Source organism: Methanosarcinales archaeon, from assembly GCA_014859725.1.
GTDB lineage: Archaea > Halobacteriota > Methanosarcinia > Methanosarcinales > Methanocomedenaceae > Kmv04.
The window spans coordinates 1-5927 of sequence record JACUTQ010000144.1; the positions used below are offsets into that span (position 1 = coordinate 1).

At 41.4% G+C, this 5927-nt stretch carries 4 protein-coding genes; 3 read left to right on the forward strand and 1 reads right to left on the reverse strand.

All coding sequences use genetic code 11. From position 1 onward, the window contains the following. Window positions 1-782: 782 nt before the first annotated feature. Window positions 783-1835 carry a DUF362 domain-containing protein gene (locus tag IBX40_10490; protein ID MBE0524745.1) on the reverse strand — a complete coding sequence of 351 codons (1053 nt, stop codon included), beginning with the start codon at window positions 1833-1835 and terminating at the stop codon, window positions 783-785. 135 nt (window positions 1836-1970) lie between these two features. Here IBX40_10490 and speA point away from each other — a divergent pair, with 135 nt between their 5' ends. The 3 genes from speA (at window position 1971) to IBX40_10505 (ending at window position 5740) form a co-directional block, all read left to right on the forward strand. Next, on the forward strand, window positions 1971-3887 hold the full coding sequence (gene speA, locus IBX40_10495; GenBank protein MBE0524746.1) for a biosynthetic arginine decarboxylase: 1917 nt from the start codon (window positions 1971-1973) through the stop codon (window positions 3885-3887). A gap of 11 nt (window positions 3888-3898) precedes the next feature. After that, window positions 3899-4918, forward strand: coding sequence for a deoxyhypusine synthase (locus IBX40_10500; protein MBE0524747.1), 1020 nt, complete (start codon window positions 3899-3901; stop codon window positions 4916-4918). A 576-nt stretch (window positions 4919-5494) separates the two neighbouring features. Next, window positions 5495-5740: a hypothetical protein gene (locus IBX40_10505; GenBank protein ID MBE0524748.1), complete on the forward strand. Its 246-nt coding sequence runs from the start codon at window positions 5495-5497 to the stop codon at window positions 5738-5740. Window positions 5741-5927: the final 187 nt, after the last annotated feature.

The following is a 5927-nucleotide window of genomic DNA, read 5'->3' on the forward strand; positions in this document are numbered from 1 at the left end:
TACTGGATATTTTTGATCGATTTTTTGTGCCCCAAATCTATACTGGTCCCAAGATTTTTCGTCGGTCTTCTTCAGGTTTTGAAGCCAGCATTTCAACAACTTCCATCATCTGGTTGAAACCTTCGGCTTTCTTTTTATGCTCCTGACATGAAGGGCAGCTCTCAAGATGTTCATCTATTGATACCGTATCTTTATCAGCACATGCCTGACACTCTTCTGCTAACTTTTCTAATTCTGCTTTTGTGGTAATTTCTAATCCACTCCTTAAAGAAATATTCTAATTGCTTTGATAAATAGTTTCTTGCTTGTAATGCTTGTAAGAAAAATTCGTTTCTCTTCAACATCCTGAAGGTAATTTCACTATTCAGGACATGCTGCTAAACATGAATTCGTATTTCTGAATTAATGGACAGGATTTAGGATGAACAGGATGAAAATAAGCAATCAATATACTGTAAATCCTGTTAATCTCGTCTGATATTTACCACTCAATGTGGAGATCCAAATATACTTAGGGCTTACTTGAGAATAACCTGTCAAAATCAATTCATTGTCTTCCGCCAGATAAATATGAGAATTCGAATCGCAGATATAATCCCGTAATGGATTCGCTACCCTCTACAAAGAACGCAAAGCACATCCGCAGTGCGGAACACGGATAACACTGATTCAACGGATTTTCACTGATCCGTGCGCACCCGCGTTATCCGTGTTCCATCACATTTGCTTTTCTCAGAAAACCCGGCATCTGGCAAAAAAGTATCTTGGCAGTCCCTTAATTCTTATTTTATTAGTGTATATGTCATATTCCCGCATCCAACCTTTTCGGCATACTTTAAATGAATAATCGGATCGATCTCCCAAATATCAGCAATACTTCTTCCACCCATCTTTTTATTGATCATATCTATAGTGGCAGCATCAATAGCCACCGGATCAGTGGATGCAAATATACCCACATCTTCAGCAAAATGAGGAGAGGAGAAATTGAAACAATCGCATCCCGGTGTAATATCATATACCCAGTTAATGTATCCAATCCTGTCAGGCAGGCATTTGATGGGACCAAGAGCAGCCTCACCTAACCTTTTCTGCATTTCAACACCAACATTTTCCGGTGGAATAATTGCTTCCTGGGGGCAGGAATCGGCACATGCCAGTTCACCGCGACAAAGATTCTTATCCACCCAGGTATGGTTCTCACCGGACCGTAATGCGCCCCAGGCGCATACCTCTATGCAATCGCCGCAGTTAATACATTTCTCTGGATCAATAGTGGGCTGGCCTACAATATGAACCTGGGTCTTGCCTTCCTTATCCAGACAACCCATGCCCAGGTTCTTCACAGCACCACCAAACCCTGAGCCTGGGTGTCCCTTCCCATGGGATAATACTATCATCGAATCTGCTTTTGCAATAGCTGATGCCACGGTGATCTCATCCACGGCTTCACCGCCTATGGATAAGGTAATTGCATCATCTCCAGTCAACCCGTCAGCTACTATGAGCGGGGCATTCATGCTGGCTAAGGTAAAACCGTTCATAGCTGCAGCCCACAGCAGTTCAGCCGCGTTCAGTTTCATCCCTTTATACAAAGTAGTAGTATCTGTGACAAACGGGATGCCTCCTGCTTTTCTCACCATATCCACCACGGTGCGTACCAGTACTGGCCTGATATATGTGGTATTCCCGTATTCGCCTGTATGGATCTTGACAGCCACGATGTCGCCCTTTTGGACTGGCGAGATATGCCGGAATAATTCCATTATTTGCTCAGGTTGGGTGCAGTTAGGACCTACCTCTTCCACTCCTTTGAAAAAAACTTGACTTGGCATGACATCAGTTAATAACGTATTGATAGATGAAAAATATTCTTAACATCATATTTTGTATACAATAGGAAAGATTAATACTAATATTCTTATCTAATTTGTAAGTTTCTTATATACCAGGAAGTGATTAATCCCAAAATGAAAAAAAAGAAGAACCTTGATACTACAACTGGCTGGAAAAACGAGAACTCGAAAGACCTTTATGGGATCGATGACTGGGGGAATGGATATTTCAGCATAAATCGCAAAGGTAACCTGGCTGTTAAACCTGATAAAGGCAAATCCCAAATAGAGATTCTTCAGGTCATAGAATATTTAAAGAAAAACAAGATTAATACCCCTGTACTTCTCCGTTTTCCACAGATACTGGAGAACAGGATATGCGAACTCTACGAATCATTTGATCGGTCAATCAATGAATTTGGCTATCAGGCCACCTATAAAGGTGTATTCCCCTTAAAGGTCAACCAGCGAAAGGATGTGATTGATGAGATTGTACGAGTCGGGAAAAAGTACAACTATGGGTTGGAAGCAGGGAGCAAACCCGAACTGATCGAGAGTTTATTCTTCAAACTTAATCCTGAATCACTGCTGGTCTGCAATGGTTATAAGGACAAACATTATATCAGGACTGCCCTCCAGGCTTCGCTTCTCAAGAATAATATCATACTTGTTATCGACCAGTTGGACGAGATCCACGATATCATCAGGATCTCTAAAAAACTGAATGCTAATCCATGTTTAGGTATCAGGCTAAGGTTATATTCAAAAGGAAGCGGAAAATGGGTGGAATCCGGGGGTGAAGGTTCAAAGTTCGGCCTGACTACAGGCGAATTGCTGACTGCCCTGGATATACTTGCCAAGCATAATATGGTACCCAATCTTAAGATGCTGCATTTCCACATCGGTTCACAGATCACAGAAGTCAGAAGGATCCAAAATGCGGTCAAGGAAGCTTCCAGGATATATGCAAAAGTAAAGAGAATGGTCCCCGCCCTTGAATATTTCAATATCGGAGGGGGACTTGGTGTGGATTATGACGGTAGCAAAACATCTTCTGACGCCAGTGCCAATTATTCCATGCAGGAATATACCAACAACGTGGTTTTCACTTTAAAGGAAATCTGCGATGAAGAAGGTATTGATCACCCTACCATTGTGACCGAAAGCGGGAGAGCAATTGCAGTCTACCATTCAATGCTGATCACCAATCTTGCCTATGAAAAATCCGTTATCTATGACTGGAATGTTGAAGTTAATGAAGATAACCCCAATGTTCTCCTGAAGTTCTATAGCTGTTTTAATGAAATAACAGTAAAGAATTACCGTGAATTATACCACGACAGTCTGGAATATAAAGATGAACTTATCAATATGTTCAATCTTGGCCAGCTGGGTCTGGAAGATAAAGCTAAGGGAGAATCCCTGTTCTACAAGATCTGCCAGAAAATACACAGGTATATTCAGCAGACAGAGGATGAATCAGAAGAGTTTGATAATGTAAGGAAATTGATGTCAAAGAGGTATATTGGAAATTTCTCAATGTTCCAGAGCATGCCTGACTTCTGGGCTATAGACCAGCTATTTCCAATTGTGCCTATCCAGAAATTGAACAAAGAACCTGAGAATTACGGTACCATACTGGATATGACCTGTGATTCGGATGGTGAGATAGATAAATTCGTGGATATTAAGGATGTCAAGGAACTACTTGAACTGCATTCACTTGACAATCAGCCCTATTATGTGGCAGTGCTCCTGCTGGGAGCATACCAGGATGCAATAGGAGATCTGCATAACCTGTTCGGAGCAGTTCACGAGGCCCATGTTGTGATAAAGGATGATGATGAATGGGAGATCAAGAAGATCATCAAGGGTGATACTGTGAATTCTGTACTAACCATGCTTCATTTCAATAAGCGAAGTCTTGTCAATAGTATAGAAACATCGGTCCAAAGATCAGTTGATGATGGAGATATCAGTCACCAGATGGGCAGAAGTATCCTTAACAATATGAAGAAAGAGATCAATGACTATACATATCTAGATTTTTAAAGGTGACCTCAATGGATAAGAAACATTTTACCCGACATCCTACCATTCCTATGGATGTTAAACCCAGGTCTGTTAGCGAAATTACCAAAGCTATGACGTCTACCGGTTTCCAGGGAAGGAAACTGGGTGAGTCTGTTGAGGCCTGGTACCAGATGCTCAATGAAGATGAGATAACTATCATGATGGGGCTGTCAGGTGCCATGGTTCCTGCAGGGATGAGGGGCATTATTACCTATCTTATTAAAAACAGATTGATCGATTGCCTGGTGTCCACGGGTGCCAATATTTTTCATGATATTCATGAGAGCCTGAATAAGAAACACTATATAGGGACGCATCTTGCCGATGATGCTATCCTGTTCAAACATGGGATCGACAGGATACATGATGTGTTCGCTGTGGAAGAAGAGTTCAGGGAAGCAGACCGGCTGATCGGTGATTTTGCTTCAAAGCTTGATAAGAATAAGACGTATTCATCAAGGGAATTCATATCACTGCTGGGTGCCAGGGTTAAAGAACTGGGCGGCAGCAGCGATTCAATTATTGTCAGCGCTTATGAGAATGATGTTCCAATATTCATACCCGCCCTGACTGATTCATCCATCGGCATCGGGCTGGTATATGCCCGGCGTAAGGGGCATCAGGTGATTGTTGACCAGATCAAGGATGCGGACGAGATCACCAGAATGGTTGAGCAGTCTACAAAAACAGGTGTGGTGTATGTTGGTGGGGGCGTGCCCAAGAACTTTATCCAGCAGACCGAGGTGATAGCTTCGCTTATGGGGAATAATGTGGAGGGGCATGACTATGCTATACAATATACTACCGATGCGCCCCACTGGGGAGGGCTTTCAGGATGTACTTTTGATGAGGCTGTTTCATGGGGGAAGGTTTCCAGTGCTGCCAGGAAGGTGCAGGTTTTTGTTGATGCTACGATTGCTCTGCCTATTGTGGTGCATGCAATGGCTGAGAGGATGGAAGGGGTGGAGAGGAAGGGGCGGAGTTTTTATGGGAACATGAAAATGGTTTGAAGCTTTCTTATAAATGAATGCCGTTTTTTTTTGCAGTGAAATATTACAGAATTAGAAAGTGTTCCGATGAGGAGCATACACAGTGGAATAGGTCAGTTGTATGAATAGTGAAATTGCCCACACGATTTTGAAGAAGCCTAATTTTAGTATTCCAGCTCGGTTTCGAACAAATTGAGGATAATGCTGAATAGTGACATAATAAATTATTTAATCAATACCTTAGTTATGCGCTTAAAATGTCGGGAACTTAGGTTTTATAGAATAACATTATTTGATAAAAGTCCATATATCATCACTCAGGTATGCTGGCTGAAATTCCTGCAACCAAGATCATTAATAGATATTTTAGGAAGGCAGTAACCATTTCATAACTCCCTCGATTTTTCCTTGGATGAAAACCATTCCAGTTTAAGAGGGCTTTCATTCGAGTGTACAATTAACATTGTTAGCCATATAAAACTATTTACATTTTTTTGATTATTATATTTTAAAAGTAGTCCGTGATTTATTAGGAGTTAACATCAAAACATTTTAACATGATACTTAAATCTATTTTATATTAGATGGGATATTGATTTGCCCGATGAACCGCACTTGATCCCATCACCACATTATCTTCATTGTACAATTCAGCAGCATTTTTTATATTTACTATTAAAAAGAGGTTACGGGTTCGACATCCAGTTCTGGGTAGATCTGCTGCGGTTTTGGAGGCATGGGGTTATAAACCCAGTTGAGATCGATAATGCCGGATTTGATGCCGATATCGACCATATGTATACGCTTGCAGTAAAGACATCGATGATAAAACCGCTATCCTGAACATTCATAATAAACTGCTGGCCGATGGATTCAGCAAACACCGGGTTAACAAATACCTCTGTGTCTTGCGGTTAATCCCCGAAAGAACAGGAATATCATATCACCAGATGGATGAAAATGATGTATATTCCACAGTCGCCTCCATAAAACACAGCTGGAACCTGAAACATGATGCACAGCGTGATTA

Excerpts from the sequence above, each read along its gene's own strand:
- IBX40_10490 (MBE0524745.1), bottom strand. The coding sequence starts at position 1,835 with ATGCCAAGTCAAGTTTTTTTCAAAGGAGTGGAAGAGGTAGGTCCTAAC.
- speA (MBE0524746.1), top strand. The coding sequence starts at position 1,971 with ATGAAAAAAAAGAAGAACCTTGATACTACAACTGGCTGGAAAAACGAG.
- IBX40_10500 (MBE0524747.1), top strand. The coding sequence starts at position 3,899 with ATGGATAAGAAACATTTTACCCGACATCCTACCATTCCTATGGATGTT.